15 protein-coding genes and 1 pseudogene are annotated in these 15125 nt (G+C 54.2%); 5 read left to right on the top strand and 11 right to left on the bottom strand.

Annotation, left to right across the window (positions count from 1 at the left end):
- Positions 1–15: 15 nt before the first annotated feature.
- The 6 genes and pseudogenes from QOS10_RS04000 to greA form a co-directional block, all read right to left on the bottom strand.
- On the bottom strand, positions 16–1944 hold the full coding sequence (locus tag QOS10_RS04000) for an FtsX-like permease family protein (RefSeq protein ID WP_283593877.1): 1929 nt from the start codon (positions 1942–1944) through the stop codon (positions 16–18).
- A gap of 2 nt (positions 1945–1946) precedes the next feature.
- Complete coding sequence (locus QOS10_RS03995; protein WP_283593876.1) at positions 1947–2702, bottom strand: ABC transporter ATP-binding protein; 756 nt, start codon at positions 2700–2702, stop codon at positions 1947–1949.
- A gap of 106 nt (positions 2703–2808) precedes the next feature.
- The gene (locus QOS10_RS03990) at positions 2809–3774 is read right to left on the bottom strand and encodes a sensor histidine kinase (protein ID WP_283593875.1); all 966 of its coding nucleotides are present in this window, start codon (positions 3772–3774) and stop codon (positions 2809–2811) included.
- Positions 3767–4441, bottom strand: a pseudogene (locus QOS10_RS03985) (response regulator transcription factor). The gene QOS10_RS03990 and the pseudogene QOS10_RS03985 overlap by 8 nt, the downstream one beginning before the upstream one ends.
- A 72-nt stretch (positions 4442–4513) precedes the next feature.
- Positions 4514–5266 (bottom strand): nicotinamide riboside transporter PnuC, encoded by a 753-nt coding sequence (gene pnuC, locus QOS10_RS03980; RefSeq protein ID WP_283593874.1) that lies wholly within the window; start codon positions 5264–5266, stop codon positions 4514–4516.
- A 211-nt stretch (positions 5267–5477) separates the two neighbouring features.
- Positions 5478–5981, bottom strand: a complete 504-nt coding sequence (gene greA / locus QOS10_RS03975; protein WP_283593873.1) for a transcription elongation factor GreA — start codon at positions 5979–5981, stop codon at positions 5478–5480.
- 90 nt (positions 5982–6071) lie between these two features.
- On the opposite strand from greA, the gene QOS10_RS03970 reads away from it, so the two are divergent.
- Together QOS10_RS03970 and QOS10_RS03965 are read left to right on the top strand one after the other, a co-directional pair.
- On the top strand, positions 6072–7217 hold the full coding sequence (locus QOS10_RS03970) for a hypothetical protein (RefSeq protein ID WP_283593872.1): 1146 nt from the start codon (positions 6072–6074) through the stop codon (positions 7215–7217).
- 20 nt (positions 7218–7237) lie between these two features.
- Complete coding sequence (locus QOS10_RS03965) at positions 7238–7570, top strand: hypothetical protein (RefSeq protein WP_283593871.1); 333 nt, start codon at positions 7238–7240, stop codon at positions 7568–7570.
- 65 nt (positions 7571–7635) lie between these two features.
- Here QOS10_RS03965 and QOS10_RS03960 read toward each other — a convergent pair whose 3' ends face one another.
- From QOS10_RS03960 to QOS10_RS03940, 5 genes are all read right to left on the bottom strand, one after another.
- Positions 7636–8415 (bottom strand): dimethylarginine dimethylaminohydrolase family protein, encoded by a 780-nt coding sequence (locus QOS10_RS03960; RefSeq protein WP_283593870.1) that lies wholly within the window; start codon positions 8413–8415, stop codon positions 7636–7638.
- Between the two features lie 128 nt (positions 8416–8543).
- Complete coding sequence (locus QOS10_RS03955; RefSeq protein WP_283593869.1) at positions 8544–8768, bottom strand: hypothetical protein; 225 nt, start codon at positions 8766–8768, stop codon at positions 8544–8546.
- Positions 8769–8782: 14 nt separating this feature from the next.
- A complete protein-coding gene (locus QOS10_RS03950) occupies positions 8783–9289 on the bottom strand; it encodes a YbhB/YbcL family Raf kinase inhibitor-like protein (protein WP_283593868.1) in 507 nt (168 codons plus the stop codon).
- Between the two features lie 12 nt (positions 9290–9301).
- Positions 9302–10093, bottom strand: coding sequence for a tyrosine-protein phosphatase (locus QOS10_RS03945; RefSeq protein ID WP_283593867.1), 792 nt, complete (start codon positions 10091–10093; stop codon positions 9302–9304).
- A 39-nt stretch (positions 10094–10132) separates the two neighbouring features.
- Positions 10133–11098 (bottom strand): SGNH/GDSL hydrolase family protein, encoded by a 966-nt coding sequence (locus tag QOS10_RS03940; RefSeq protein WP_283593866.1) that lies wholly within the window; start codon positions 11096–11098, stop codon positions 10133–10135.
- Positions 11099–11316: 218 nt separating this feature from the next.
- Here QOS10_RS03940 and QOS10_RS03935 point away from each other — a divergent pair, with 218 nt between their 5' ends.
- Genes QOS10_RS03935 through QOS10_RS03925 form a run of 3 tightly spaced genes read left to right on the top strand, consistent with a single transcriptional unit; the run spans position 11317 to position 15031 of the window.
- Complete coding sequence (locus QOS10_RS03935) at positions 11317–12495, top strand: galactokinase (protein ID WP_283593865.1); 1179 nt, start codon at positions 11317–11319, stop codon at positions 12493–12495.
- Between the two features lie 39 nt (positions 12496–12534).
- Positions 12535–13983, top strand: a complete 1449-nt coding sequence (locus tag QOS10_RS03930) for a UDP-glucose--hexose-1-phosphate uridylyltransferase (protein ID WP_283593864.1) — start codon at positions 12535–12537, stop codon at positions 13981–13983.
- A 55-nt stretch (positions 13984–14038) separates the two neighbouring features.
- Positions 14039–15031, top strand: coding sequence for a LacI family DNA-binding transcriptional regulator (locus QOS10_RS03925; RefSeq protein ID WP_283593863.1), 993 nt, complete (start codon positions 14039–14041; stop codon positions 15029–15031).
- Positions 15032–15125: the final 94 nt, after the last annotated feature.

Here is a 15125-nt window from a genome sequence, read left to right as displayed (position 1 = left end):
AGTGGACGTTAAAAATTAATGAATGCCGTCGACGATCTGGTGGTAAATCCGGGTGGTCAGGCCATAGATCAGCAGGTAGATGACTAAGAGGGCCAAGGTGATCGATCCCGCAACCGTGACCATCAGTGGGAGGTTGTAGAAACTCAGCTGGGTCATGATCTGCTTGATGGCTGGCATCGCGAAGAGCAGGTTGATGATGGCGCCAACGATTGGCAGCATGAAAACCATCAACACCTGCTTGTGAATACTCTTGGCGGTTTCACGCTCGCTGAGGCCGACCTGTTGCATTGTCTTGAAGCGGTACCGGTCGGCGTATCCTTCAGAGATCTGCTTGAAGTAGATGACGATGGTGGTCGTGATTCCCAGGGCCAGACTGATCAGGATCCCGGCGAACACCAGGCCCCCGTACAGGCTATTGAACAGGTAGTGGATGTTGTACCGCCCAGTTACCTGACTATTGGTGAGCTGGAGGTGGACTTGGAGGTCGTTTTCAAATTGCATGTGCCGATGCTCCGAACCGTTCAGGCGGTAACGGAAACTGGTGACGTTCATCGTCGGTATTCCGGCCGGCAGGTGGTTGACGATCATGAAGGCTGGCGCGTAGATGGAGTGCTCGGGGTTAAAGGCGAAGCTGAGCTGGCGGAGGCTTTTCGCCTGGTAATGGTGCCCGGCGATGGTGAGCTTTCCGGTGTGCTGCTTGGCCGGTGAATAGACCAGGGCTTGGTGATCGTTGAGCTGGGCCGTCTTGCCAGTCATCTGGCGGTACTCCCGGCTGGTGACGAAGATGATGGAGCTGGTGGTGTCCTTGGTCATGTGTTCCAGGGAGCCCTGGTTGATAAAGCGCTGGCCCCGCCAGTAACCATTCTGGGGCGTTGTGGCCTGGTAGCTATCTTGATCAAATACTTTAACGTGGTGGTTACGAGCCACCCGTTTGATGGTGCCCTGCTGCTCTCCAGACAGTGGTTGGTTGGTGATCATGACCACGTCTTTGGGGACGTAGCGGTTGACCGAATCGCCGATGCCGGCGTAGAGGGAAATGGAGCTGAAGAGGGCGACGAGGACGGCCGAGCACAGCAGGCAGATGGTGGCGAGGCTGGCCCCGTTTTGTTCCATCCGCTGGAGCATCCCCGAGATGGCGATGAAGTGGCGTGGCCGGTAGTAAAACTTCTTCCGGCGCTGCAGGAAGCGGAGGATAAGGACACTTCCGGCAATGAAGAGCAGGTAGGTGCCGGCAACTACGAGCAGGACGGCAGTCATAAAGTTGCTGAACGCGGAGATGCGGGGCTTAGTGGTCAGAGTGAGGTAGTAGGCCCCGGCAAGGAGGATAATTCCCAGCATGCCCATGACCGTAAACAGCCAGCCGTGCCGCCGGGGTGATCGTGTAGTAGTGTGCCAGAGCTGGTTGGGATTGAGCCGGTGGAGCTTGACCAGGTCAACTGCCATCAGGATGACGAAGAAGCCGGCCATGTACAGGGTCGTCCGCGCCAGAGCGGCCGGTTCAATCCAGGGCTGCTTAAGGCTATGAACCTTCAGGAGGCGGCCCAGCCCCAGGAAGGCGAGCCGCTCAAAGATGACCCCGGTGATGAGCCCGCAGATGATACTGCCGATAAAGAGGTAGCATTTCTCAATAATGGTCAGCAGCTCCAGGTTATGGCTGGTCATCCCCAGCATGCTGTAGAGGCCCAGCTCGCTGCTGCGTTGCTGCCAGAGGAAACGGTTGACGTACAGGAGAAAGGCGAAGGTGACCAGGAGGATGAAATTAGCACTGATGTTGATCATTGCTGTGGTCGCCGCGCTGCTGGACAGGTGGTGGAGACTGCAGTTGACACTGATTGCAGCGAAGATGTAGTTGATCGCTACGAGCATGCTGGACGCCAGCAGATAGGGCCCGTAGACCTTGCCGTTACGCCGGAAGCTGGAATTGATTAACTTGAAGAAGAGCATCGTTATTCACCACCATTCGTGAGGGTCATCATCGTGTTACTGATTTCTTCTTGGTATTTTTTCAGTGCGAGGTCGCCACGGAAAAGCTCGTGGTAGATTCGACCATCCTTGATGAAAAGGGTCCGCTTGGCGTGGCTGGCCGCGGCCGCACTGTGAGTTACCATCAGGATGGTCTGGCCGTTCTCGTTGACATCGTCGAATAACTCCAAGATTTCAGCACTGGTGTTGGAATCCAGGGCGCCGGTCGGTTCATCGGCCAGCAGGAGGTCCGGTTGAGCAATCAACGCCCGGGCGATGGCCACCCGCTGTTGCTGGCCCCCGGAGACCTCGCTCGGGAAACGGTCGATGATCTTTGCAATCCGCAACCGTTTCATCAGGGGAGCTAGACGCCGTTCCATGACCGTGGGATCGGTCTTGGCCAGCACTAGGGGCAGGTAGATGTTGTCCCGGTTGGAGAGATTATCGAGGAGGTTGAAGTGCTGGAAGATGAAGCCGAGGTGTTCGCGCCGGTAGCGGGCCGCCTCGTCCTTGGTCAGGGCACCGAGGTCCTGGCCGTTGAGGATCGCCTGGCCGCCGGTGGCCTGTTCCAGGGTGGCGATGATGTTCAGCAGGGTACTCTTACCGGCACCGGATTCCCCCATGATGGCCACGTACTCGCCGTTTTCAACGGTGAAGTTAATATCCTTTAAGGCGGTGACGGGGTGGGCGGAGTTGGCATTGTAGGTCCGCTGGACGTGGTTGAGTTGTAGTAATGGCATGATAATTGCTCCTTTCGCTTAGTTCGCTGTTGATACTTTAATTATAAAAAGGCCCTGGCCACTTTCCTACTTACGAAAGTGGCCAGAACCTTACAGTTTTGTAATGTTAGCGGGTGTTACCGGCAGGGAAAATCAGGGAAAAGCTGCTTCCCTGGCCGACTTTGGAGCGGACCCGGATGGTGAAATTGAGTTTATCAGTAATCTGCTTGACGAGGTAGAGCCCCATCCCGGTCGATTGGGTGGTCTGGTGACCATTGTGACCGGTAAAGCCGTTCTCGAAGATTCGTTGCTGGTCGGCCAGGGAGATGCCCATCCCCTGGTCGCTGACAATCAGGGCATGGGCATGCCAGGCGATGGTGATTGTGCTGCCGGGGGATGAATATTTGATGGCGTTGGAGAGGAGCTGGTTGATGCAGAAACGCAGCCACTTGGGGTCGGTCAGGACACGGTGATCGAGGCTGACCAGGTCGGGAACCAGCTGTCGGCGGATGAAGAGGGCCGAGTTCTGCTGAATTATGGTATTAACAAGGTCTGCCAGATTAACCCAGGAGAACTCGTAGTCGTTGCTGGCCATCGTCAGCCGTTCGTCGTTTAAGAGGAGGTCCAGGTAGTAGTTAGCCTCGCGGACTTCCTCCTTAACGGTGGTGCTGGCAACAATCGGGACATTTTCGGCCGCGGCCTTGAGGCTAGTCAGAGAGTTTTTGATTTCGTGGGCGAAGAGGTCGAGGTTGTCGAGCTGTTCCTGCTGTTGAAGTCGCAACGCCCGGACGTGGCGGTCGCTATCGGTTTGGGCCCGCTGGAGCTGGTCCAAGAGCTGGCCCTCAACTGGATTATGGGGTGCTACTGAAACATTGTGATGCTGGAGACGGCGAACCCGTTGCCAGTTGCGGAGCCCGATGATTCCTAGCCAGACCAGGAGTACGGGAAGGCTAAAACGGATGAGGTCCCAGCAAAATTGTTGTGGAAGCTGGTAGAGGATTGCCAGGAGCCAGGCCAGGCCAACCAGCAGGAGGTAGGCGATGAAAATTGGGAGGGTGGTGCGGACCAGCAGTCGCCAGAAACGGCTATTCATCAGCGGTCACCAGACGGTAGCCCACGCCCCGTTCGGATGGCCCAGTCCAGCTTGAGCGGTGTCAGCTTGGCCCGTAGCCGGCTGATGTTGACGTTGAGGGTATTTTGTTGAGATACTTGCCGCCCTGCCATAGCCACTCCAGCAAGGTTTCCTTACTGACGGTCTGGTTGCGGTGGCTGAGCAGGACTTGGAGCATGGCCCCCTCGGTAGGGGTTAGCTGGGCCTGGCCGGCAGAATTATGGACCTCGTTGGTCAGGGTGTTGAAATGGTTATCGTCCCAGTCAACCTGGGGGCTGTTTTCTTCCTGACGGTTGCGCCGCAGGAGGGCTTGAACCTTGGCCAATAAGACGGTCATGGAGAAGGGCTTCATCAGGTAGTCGTCCGCCCCGGCCGCGACCGCATGCATCACGTTACTGTCGATGTCGGCCGCGGAGATCACAATGATGGGCACCTGGCTTTGCTTGCGCAGATCCTGGATCCAGTAGAAACCATCAAAGCTCGGCAGGGTGATGTCGAAAAGGACCAGGTCTGGCTGAGCAGCCATGATCTCAGTCGTGACTTCTTGCCAGTCCTGGACCGTAGTCACGCTGTGTTGCCACTTGGCCAGTTCTTTGGTGACGGCCCCGATGATCTGGGGGTTATCCTCCACAATAAAAATTTCTGCCACGCTAATCCCTCCTTTTGGGTCTGATTATATAAAAAAACGCCGGTCGATGACACGGCGCGGCGTAAAATTCAACTATTCCAATCCCATCTCGTGGACATAGGCAGTCTCTTCCTTGATCAGGCGCTGCCGTTCCTTCTGGTTGTACCATGGGGAAACGGTGAAGGCGAGGATATCGTTAATCACGTAGATAGAAGAGTTAACGGCCATTGCCAGGGTTGCGGAACCCTGCCGGTAGGAGACGAACCAGAGGACCAATTGGGCGATCCCGGATGCCAGCCACCAGAAGAACTGGTTGTTAAAACGCAGGAAGCAGATCACCCCAGCGGTCAGGCTGATGGAGAAGCTGATGGCGTCGATCCAGGGACGGGGATCATCGGTGAGCTGACCGATCAGGTAGCCAGATACCAGGTAGACCAGGATGGTTGCGGCGATGGCAACGACCCAGCTTTTCGCGGTGAAGTGGCGGATCTTGGAAGCCATGTTGACGTTCCAGTTGGCGGACAGGAGGACTGGCACGTCCAGGGTAATGACGTAGGCCAGCTGTTCACCGATACTGAGGTAGTTCTTGGCGTTTAACCCGGCGATGATGAAGCAAATCGCGGAGAGGATCCCGAGCCAGCCGTTGACGGACTTGGCGGCGTTGATGGCGAGCACGCAGAGGACCCCCAGAGTGGTTCCGATGAAGGTGATGACCGTCACCCAGGTAATCGGGGTGCTGACGAGGGTCATCACCTGACAGCCGAGGCTGAAGAAGAACAGGTAGTAGTTCTGCTGCGGCCAGCCCTGCAGCTGGTGGCCAAGAAATTTAAGATAGTTATTGAACATGATAAAACCCCTATACTAAATATTGTGGTTTACATGTAATAATCACGGTGCCGACACAATATGTAGTGATTAAAAATGTAACGCGTACTAGTATAACGGGCCCGGTTCATCGACGCAAGCAATAGTTGTGACCATTAATTGCCTGATTATTAACGTCAACTTCACGGTGATAGGCGGGTAACCGGTTACCGAACTGAAGTGAAATTATTTTTTAATCAACGACCTGGATCTTGATGATGGTCACCTGATAGCTGGCCTGGGGAGCCTGGACGGTGACTGTTTCACCGGCCCGGTGGTGGAGGAGGGCCTTGCCCAGCGGCGAGTCGAAGGAAATCTTCTGCTTGGTGAGGTTGGCCTCCATCTTGCCGACCACCTGGTAGTCGGTGACCTCATCGTCGTCGTCAAAACGCAGCGTGACCTTAGTACCGAGGTCGACGGTCTGCCCGTCAGCCGGTTTGACCACCTGAGAATATTGAAGCTGCTTGTTGAGGTAACGCAGGCGGCTTTCCAGGTGGCGGAGTTCCCGCTTGGCCGTACTGTACTCGGTATTTTCCGAAAGGTCCCCGAGAGCCCGGGCAGCCTTGAGCTGAGCAATCTTGGTCGGTCGCTTTTCCTGCAGCTGGGCGATCTCCTGCTCGATCTCATGGTAGCCGTTGGGGGTCATCTTCTGGAAGTAGACGTTCTTCATCGCTTCGGCAATCTTCTTGCGTTGCATTTTTGATCAGTCCTTTACTTTTTAGCTACTTCACAATTATGGTATCATAGTAAGGAAAATTCAATTTTGAGACGGAGGATAATTAAAAGAATGAACGAGCAAGAAGAACACGTGAAACAGTTCCTCACTTCGTCCACGTATCATCAGCTATCTGCTAACCAGCAGAAGCATGCTCAAGATATTTTAGTCCGGTTTAATCAGCAGATGAAAAATGAGCAGCACTTGGCCGACACCGCGTGGACACCCCAAGCGGTTAAGGAGGTAATGGTTGGCGACTTTATCGCGGACCCGGCACTGACCAACCAGTTTGGCATTGCGGTTGCCCCGGTTCTAAAGGCCTACCAGAAATTCCTTGGCGTTGACCAATTGAAGGAGATTGTTCAGGCAATCGATGACCAACGGGCCAACATGAATGCCTGCCGGAAGGCTCACAAGACCTGGGCCCAGCTGCACGGCACGGATACCGCGGAACAGTCTTCTGCGGCTGCTAAACCAGCAAGTAAGCCGGCTCAACCGGCGCCAACAGTCAAGATCCAACCGACCGCGCCAGCCAAGCCCGCGTGGAGCGAGGAGAAACTGGCACAGCTGATCAAGCAGGTCAAGCGTGACATGCCAGCGGTACCCGAGTTCCAGCACCAGGCCCTTAGTCTGGATGAGCAGCAGTACGTTGCTGCCGAATTCCTGAACCTGATGCACCAGGAATTCAACGAATATCCCGGCGAGTGGGTCTTTGCGGACCTGCAACGGGTTCTCGGCATGATGATGCCGCTCGATCCGGCCATCACGCCAAAGCAGATCAAGAACATTGTGCCAACCGCTCAGGCATTGTTTGACTACCTGAAGCGCAACGGTGTGATCACGATGGACCAGTACAAGGTGGGCATGAAGGCCATCGCCAACATGCAGAACTCCCAGGAGATGCTGGCCTCCCTTTCCCGCAAGGAACGGGAGACGCAGCTGATGCTGTCATTTATCAACAGCAACGGAATTAACACTGATGATGTTCAGGCGGCGGAGGCCTGGATGGATGACCACCGGGACGAGGTGGCGGCCTTTATGCGGACGCTGCTCAATCCATGGCGCGACTACGAACACCAGCAGCTGGTTAAGCGCCAGGAAGAATCCCGGCGCCGCACTCAGCTGGCATCGGCTAACGGCGGCAAGGTTACCCACCACCGGGCACCGCGGGGCATTAAGTTTAGCAAGAAGGCCCGGAAGAAGCGGCGCCGCAAGTAAGAGAAAGGAAGCAGACGGCAATGAGTATTCAGATTCCACAGAGTATGACCGAGGTTGAAGTGCAGCTATTAGACCGGCAAAAGCACGGTGAGCACGTGACTAAGGAGGAAATCATTCGCAATGCCGTCCGGGACACCCTCCAGGCATTGATGGACGAAGCCTTGGATGGCCACTACGATGACGTCAAGTGGGATGATCAGGGCCATGACCTGGTGATCTACGATATCATGGGCAAGCAGGTCGGTCGGGTTGCCCCGCAAAAGGATAGCTTCATCGAAGAGTTTACCGCCAGTCCGGATAACCTGATGTTGCACTTTGACGATGCAGTAACCAAGGTTGTTGGCGGTCGGTAAGCCGTTAAAAACAAAAAAGCATGCGTTGGCAAATTGCTTACGCATGCTTTTTATTACCCGTTCAGCTAGTTAAAACGCAAAGACAGGCAGGTCAGGCCGCCATCGATCTTGCTGAACTCGGACATGTTAACTTCGCGGGTGGTAAAGCCATTGTCTTCCAGCAGTTTCTTAACCCTTGGGAAGCCCGCCGGCATAATTACTCCGTTGCCAGTGTTAATGCAGTTGACGGCGTAGTCCTCGCCCGCCGGTACCTTGAGCTGGTCGAAATTCTTGAAATAAGGGCTGTCGATATATTCACCGGCCACCAGCAGTTTGTTGTTGCCCAGGTAGGTGGTACCGGTCTTGAGGTGGAGCACCTTTTGAACGGGCACCGCCTTGACGGTCTTGCCAAACTTAGCGGCAATCTTGGTGAACTGGTCAATCCCGGCCTGGTTCGTCCGGGCAGAGCGACCGACGTAGATGACATTATTGTCGACCGGCATGACGTCCCCGCCCTCCAGGGTTCCTGGACTGGTGATTTCAAAGATTTGGTAGTCGGTATAGAACTGCTTGATTGCCGGCCTGATGAGGTCGCGTTCCTTCTGCCGGGTGTTCCGGGCGGGATTGGTAATCACCGCGAAGTTATCAAAGACCACCGCTGGGTCCTCGACAAAACAGGAGTCGGGGTGGTCTTCCAACGGTCCCAGAATTGTAGTGGTGATACCGAGATCACTCAGGGTCGCAATGTAGTCTTGGGGCTCCTTGAGCGCTAGTTGATAGTCAGGCTTTCCTTCATCGGCATAGTCATCGATCCCGTTAACGACACTCTTAGCAGGAGTACGAACAATTGCTTTGGTAAATAACATATAGAGACCCTCTTTCCAGAAAACGCTTTCATCCGCTAATCTTAGTATACAATTTACCCAGTTTGAGTTCAATATGATAAAGAAGCGGCAACCTCAGCTGTGGGACTGCCGCTTCTTTATTTTAAATTCTAAAGCTTGTTCTTAATCTGGTACGGCTTTTGGCCGGCTCCCGGCTCCTTTGCCGCATCCTTAGCGTAGAAGATGGCGTACTCCTCGTCGTCGGGACCCTTGGCAATGACCAGGTCATCGTTGCGGCGTTCCCGCTTGAAGATCTGTCCCTTCCGGACGGCCTCATTGTAATCGTGGATGTTAGCGATTGAGTCACCGGGGTTAAAGAAAATTCTGGTTTCCATTCTGCTTCACTTCCTTATGCACGACTTGGTAAGTCTATTTTACCATGATCGAGGATATGACCGTGAGCTGCATGAATAAATTCGTTCAGCCAATAGCCATTCTTCAGCGGCAGAGCGGTGTCGAGGGCATAAACCCGCAACGTGTAATCATGTGTCTGGTCAGGCGGCTGGGGACCAACGTAGCCGGTGATGATCTGCGGGTCACCGTTGACCAGGGCGCCGGCATTACTGTTTCGACCCTGAACGAACTGGTCAGCCAGGTCCTGGCTGGCGTTGGCTGGAATATCGGTCATCGTTGCTGGAATGTTGGCGGCCAGCCAATGGATCCAGGTAAAGCCGCAGACGGGCGTGGAATCGTAGTCCACGAAGGTCAGGGCAAGCGTCTTGGTGCCGGCCGGCAGGTCACTGACCGTAATCGGGAATGATTTAATCGGGTGGTCGGCGAGCATTGCCGATGCTGGAGCGTACTTTCCGTATTCGTCGGCGAGCAGGCCATTCTCAAATGGTACTGAAATCTTCATTTTAATTCCTCCTCATTCAAGGTAGCGGTCGCGCAACTGGTGAAGCTGGTCGTCACTGAGTTCCAGGTAGTTGGTCAGGTAGTGCTGGACGTCGCCGTACCGGTCCTCAATGACACCGATGGCTTTTTGCAGGTAGGCAGCATGGACCGATGCCAGGTCCCGCCGGTTGTTGATCAGGATCTCCGTGGCGGGAGTGGCCGGCAGCTCCTTTCTCATCTGGGCCAGCCAGCCCTCCCGAAAGTCTTCCGTCACCTGGTTAGTCAGTAAATAGTCGTCGAGGATCGTTTCACGTGGAACACCCAGGGCGCTGAGGATCAGGAAAGCAGCCATCCCGGTCCGGTCCTTACCAGCGGTGCAGTGAAAGAGAGTTGCCCCATTTTGGTTAGCAAGCAAGCGGTCGAATAGCTGACGAAAGGCGCGTTTGGCACTCGGAATGGTGGCCATCCGGGAATAAACCCTCAGCATGCGCCGGTAGCCGTTGCCTTCTTCCTGCATCCACTTGGCAATTTCCTCGTTGCTGTGTGAGGCGTCTGTTTCGTCCTCGTCAAATACAGGCAAGTGGTAGTAAGCGGCAGTTTGCGGGACCCGGTCTGGCATTTGCCGAACTTCGGCCTGACCACGCAGGTCAATGTCTTGGGTGACGGGGATCTGGGCCAGGGTCGTCAGGTCGTCATTGCTTAGGGTAGCTAATGATCCGGTCCGCAGTAATTGACGCCATTTAATGGTGCGGCCATCCGCGGTTTGGTAGCCGCCAAGGTCGCGAAAGTTATGGCCACTGTTAATATCGAGCAGTCGATTTGGCATAGGAATCCTCCCTTGTGATTTTAGTGGTTAATACCTATTTTATACCTTTTTGCCTAAGTAGGGAGCAATTACGCGCGCTAGGTGCTGTCCCGCAATAGTGGCTCCCGCCTGATTGGGATGAAGACCGTCAGTGTAAGACGGGCACCAGTTGGCAGTGTCGATCACCCGCAGCTGGTGACGATGACCGATGGTGGTAATCTCGTTCTTGAAGTGTTGGCTGAAGGGGATCATCAAGACGATCGGGGCAGCTGGGAAGGTAGTGGTGACTTGCCGGATGAAGCGATCATAGGCGGTAACAAATTGGTTTACCGGATAGCGGCGGTCATTCACCCCGAGGTTGACGACCACCAGTTGGGGATGGTTGGGCGTCCACGGAGTATCGCGGTCGATCCAGCGAAGAAACTTGCTGGCCACTGGCACACCGCCAGTAGCCGGGCGAAGGACTCCGCCAGCCGAGTAGGCAATTCGGACACTGTCGGTATTGACCAGGTCGGCGCAGGTGGCGGCGTAATTGCTCTCGGGGCGATAGTCCGCTGCGGCATGGCGCCCGGCGACCCAGCAGCCGGCCGTAATCGAGTCGCCGATGAAGTCGATCACTGGCCGGGTGGGGGCCGCCGTTAGTATTCCGGCATCGTCCACGGCCAGGGAACGGATGGCAAATCCCTGTTTGCCAGTCCAGACTTCATCCAGGTCGGTATTTCCGGCCGCCATTATTTCGATGATGTGCGGTGCCGGCGTGAGGGGCACCGTAATTTTTTCCTGCCGAGCGGGGAAACGCCGCCAGAGGTTGCCGTCGACCCGGAGCGCGTAGACCTGGCCGGGGCCAAGGTCAGAATGATGGTTGGCAACAGTTAAGATGAGCTGATGACTGCCTGTGACCCGGCAGCGCAGGTAGCTGCCCAGGTTGGTGGTATAGAGGACCTGGTCGTCGTCAATATCTCTGACTGCCCAGCGCCCGGTTTGCTGAGCGGGGTTCAATAGTTGTGGTGGAAAATAGGTACGCATGGGAACTCCTCCTTCAAGTTAATCTTAGTTTAGCATGGCCGCCGCGAAAAATTTACCGACAGTGTTTCCCACCACTACCGGGAAGCGCTTGCAAACTTTATTAGACAAATATGAAAGCGCTTATTGACAAATTGGGTAAAGCAGACTAAATTAGATTTAGTAAAAGTTTACTACAGTTTTTTCGCAACATGATGGATTGAAGTATGGAGGTTATTGTAATGGATAAGCAACAATTCTTAGATGAATACAAAAAGGTCTTCAACGAAAATGGCAAGGACGTCTTCTTCTCCCCTGGTCGGATCAATGTGATCGGTGAACACACCGACTACAACGGTGGGCACGTTTTCCCATGTGCCATCAGTATTGGTACCTACGGGGTCTATGGCCCACGGGAAGATACGAAGGTAGAAATTTACTCAGCTAATTCCGCTAAGGAAGAAAACAGCAAGATCATCACCTTTGATATTAATGATGACCAGCCGCAGACCGCTAAAGATGAGAAGTGGGTTAACTACTTCAAGGGGATGCTGGTATACCTGAAGCAGCGCGGCTACAAGATTGACCACGGGTTCAACTTCTACATTCACGGTTACCTGCCATACGGGTCCGGCCTGTCTTCATCTGCTTCAATTGAAATGCTGATGGGGAACATCCTCAAGGAAGAATTCAACCTCGACATCGACGAGATCGAACTGGTTAAGCTGGGCCAAAAGACCGAAAACTACTTCGTAGGTCTTAACTCCGGGATCATGGACCAGTTTGCGGTCGGCATGGGGAAGAAGGACAACGCCATCTACCTCGACTGCAACACCCTGGAATACCGGTACCTGCCACTGGAACTCGGCGACTACGAGATCGTCATCATGAGCACCAACAAGACCCACTCCTTGGCCGGTTCCAAGTACAACGAACGGGTTCAGGAATGTGAAGAGGCCGTTAAGCGCCTGAGTAAGAAGCTCAACATTAACAAGCTGGGTGAGATTGACCTCGACACCTTCGACCAATACACTTACCTGATCAACAATGACACCCTGATCCGGCGGGCCCGGCACGCAGTTAGCGAAAACGAACGGACCAAGAAGGCCATCGATGCCATGGAGAAGGGGGACCTGGAAGAACTGGGTCGCCTGATCAATGCCTCCCACGTTTCCCTGAAGTATGACTACGAGGTTACTGGTAAGGAACTGGATACCTTAGCTGAAACTGCTTGGGAACAACCTGGTTGCCTTGGCGCCCGGATGGTTGGCGGTGGTTTCGCCGGCTCCGCAATCGCCATCGTCAAGAAGTCCGAAGCGGACAACTTCAAGAAGAATGTCGGCAAGGTTTACCGTGACAAGATCGGTTACGATGCCAGTTTCTACGATGCCGAAGTTGTTGATGGGCCACACAAGCTTTAATTATTGTTTGAATAGTGTTTTTAGTGGGGGAACGAGATAATGAAGTTAATGGAACAATATGCCGACAAGGTGATCGCTAGTGGCGCTTATGAACCGCTTGACCGGATCTATGTCTTAAACAAGATTCGCGGCTTTGTTGGAGACGAAGATGTTGAAGCCAAGGATAACGAGCCGTTGGTCAGCCAGCTAGTTGATCTGGCAGTTAAGCGTGGCAAGATCGAAGACGGTCAGACCGAACGGGAAATCTTAAACGACCAGCTCTATGACCTGATGACGCCGCGTCCGTCCGTTGTTAACCACGAATTCTGGGAGAAGTACCAGCAGTCGCCAGATACGGCCACCAACTGGTTCTACAACCTGTGTATGAGCAACGACTATGTCAAGGTCGCTGCTATCAAGAAGAACGTGGTCTTTGACAAGCCAACCAAGTACGGCAACCTGGAAATCACCATTAACCTTTCCAAGCCGGAGAAAGATCCAAAGGCCATCGCTGCAGCTGCTCACGATACCAAGAAAAAGTACCCGCAATGTGCCCTGTGCATGGAGAACGAAGGCTACAAGGGCCGGCTCGGTCAGGCAGCGCGGAGTAACCACCGGATCATTCGGATGATGATCGGTGGACACAAGTGGGGCTTCCAGTACTCACCATACGCTTACTTCAACGAGCACTGCATCTTCCTCGACAGCAAGCACGAGCCGATGAAGATCAACCGCCAGACCCTGATCAACCTGGTTGAAATCGAAAAGCAGCTGCCGGCTTACTTCGTCGGCAGCAACGCCGACCTGCCAATCGTCGGCGGGTCAATGCTGGCCCACGAACACTATCAGGGTGGTCGTCACAGCTTCCCAATGATGAAGGCTGCCATCAAGCAGCCGCTGGAGTTCAAGGACTACCCGGAGGTTGAGGCCGGGATCGTTAACTGGCCAATGAGCGATATTCGTCTGACCAGTGCGGACACGACCCAGCTGATCGACCTCGGGACCCACATCATTGATGTTTGGGACCACTACAGTGATGAAAACCTCGATATCAAGGCCTTTGACGGCGACACCCGCCACCACACCGTAACCCCAATTATGCACCGGGACGGTGAAAAGTTCGTTCTCGACCTGGTATTGCGGGACAACAACACCAGCGACAAGTACCCGCTGGGAATCTTCCACCCACACGAAAAGCTGTGGCACATCAAGAAGGAAAACATTGGTCTGATCGAAGTCATGGGACGGGCAATCCTGCCGGCCCGGTTAAAGAGTGAACTGGCTGAGGTCAAGAAGTTCTGGCTTGGTCAGGACAATCAGATCGCTGACAGCCACCTGCCATGGGCTAAGGAGATCCAGGCCAAAATGACCATCACCCCGGACAACGTTGACGAGGTTATGGAGCAAGAACTGGCCAACGTCTTTGCCAACGTCCTCGAAAACGCCGGGGCCTTCAAGGACGATGCTGCTGGTCAGGCTGGTTGGTCCAGATTTATTGAAAAATTATAGTAAAAGCTGGTAAAATAATTTCTGTTAATTTTTACGAAAGGGGCGAATGTTAAGAATGGCAGTAACACTGCGCGACATTGCAAATAAGGCGGGGGTCTCGATTGCCACCGTTTCGCGAATTCTTAATAACGATGCGACCCTTTCTGTAAACGAAAAGACGCGGCAACGGGTACTGGATACAGCTGAACGTTTCAACTACACCAAGCACAAGCGTTCCCAGAGCAACCGCACCCAGAAGATCGCAGTTGTCCAATGGTATTCGCTGACCCAGGAACTGGATGACCTCTACTACATGGCAATTCGCATGGAAATCGAGCGTTCTGCTCAGCAGCGGGGCCTGCAGACCGTGCCAATCTACCAGAACAACATGGAGGATATTCCCCAGGACGTCACGGGGATTATCGCCATCGGGAAGTTCAGTGATAGTCAGGTCGAGAAGTTTCGCCTGGTAACGCCGAACATCGTCTTCGTGGACTACGACAGTCTGGCCGCCGGTTATGACTGCCTGGTCCCAGACTTCGAGAATGCTGTTCGGTCAGTGATCAGTGAGTTCTGCAATGAGGGAATCAACGACATTGGTATGCTGGCGGGAACCGAGACCACGACGGACAACGAAACCGTCCCAGATTTGCGGCGCTTCTATTTTGAGAGCGACCTGCGTCAACGGGGCCTCTATCACCCTGAATTCATCTTTGCCGGCAACTACACCTCGATGTCCGGCTATCAGGTGATGAAGAAGGCGATTGCGGACCTCGGTAACCGGTTGCCGCACGGGATCTTTATTGCTAATGATCCGATGGCGGTCGGTGCGCTCAAGGCGGTCCAGGAGGCCAAGATCAGTATTCCCAACCGTCTGGCAATGATCAGCTTCAACGACACCGCTCTGGTCAAGTATGTTTACCCAAGCATGTCTGCGGTTCACGTTGCTACTGATGAGATGGCCCACTCGGCGGTTGACATGATGATCAAACGACTGCAAAATCCTGATAACGATCCATGCAAGACCGTCGTCGGGACCCACCTGATCAAGCGGCAAACCACGCGTTAAATATTGACAGAATTAAAGAGGCTGGGAAAAAACTCTCAGTCCAAAATGAAAGCCGGACGATGAATCAAATCTTGGTTCATCGTCCGGCTTCTTA

The sequence above is a fragment of the Limosilactobacillus galli genome, assembly GCF_947381495.1.
Lineage (GTDB): Bacteria > Bacillota > Bacilli > Lactobacillales > Lactobacillaceae > Limosilactobacillus > Limosilactobacillus galli.
The sequence above is the reverse complement of the archived record's forward strand: the minus strand, read 5'-3'. Positions and strand labels throughout refer to the sequence as shown.